Origin of the sequence: Candidatus Thiosymbion oneisti (assembly GCF_900092655.1) — a bacterium.
GTDB lineage: Bacteria > Pseudomonadota > Gammaproteobacteria > Chromatiales > Chromatiaceae > Thiosymbion > Thiosymbion oneisti.
This window is the reverse complement of sequence record NZ_FLUY01001856.1, coordinates 1-368: the sequence shown is the minus strand read 5'-3', so window position 1 is coordinate 368 and position 368 is coordinate 1. Positions and strand designations below refer to the sequence as shown.

The window sequence follows — 368 nt, the reverse complement described above, 5'->3', positions numbered from 1 at the left end:
AGCGCTCGATCATGGCGTTGGTCTGCGGGGTTCTGGGCTTGATCAGGCGATGTTCGATCTGGTTGTCGGCACACACCTGATCGAAGGCGTGGGCGCCAGTGGACTGGCGCTCGCCGGTGGCACAGAAGCGGTCGGTAAACGCCTTGCCGTTGTCGGTGAGGAGCTTGGTGATGGTGAACGGTGCCTGCTCGATCAGGCGCGTGAGGAAGCTGCTGGCGGACGTTGCTGACTTGTCCTTGAGCACCTCCACAGAGACCCAGCGGGTGGCGCGATCAATGGCGGCAAAGAGGGAGGTCCGTTGGTCCTCATCCGGCATCTGAGGCAGGTACTTGACATCGACGTGGACGAAGCCCGGCGCATAATTCTTG

The 368-nt window shown here is 61.7% G+C and carries 1 protein-coding gene; it reads right to left on the bottom strand.

Going from position 1 to position 368, the window contains the following annotated elements:
* A partial coding sequence (locus BQ17_RS19715; RefSeq protein WP_141699397.1) for a DDE-type integrase/transposase/recombinase occupies positions 1 to 368 on the bottom strand: 368 nt, incomplete at both ends.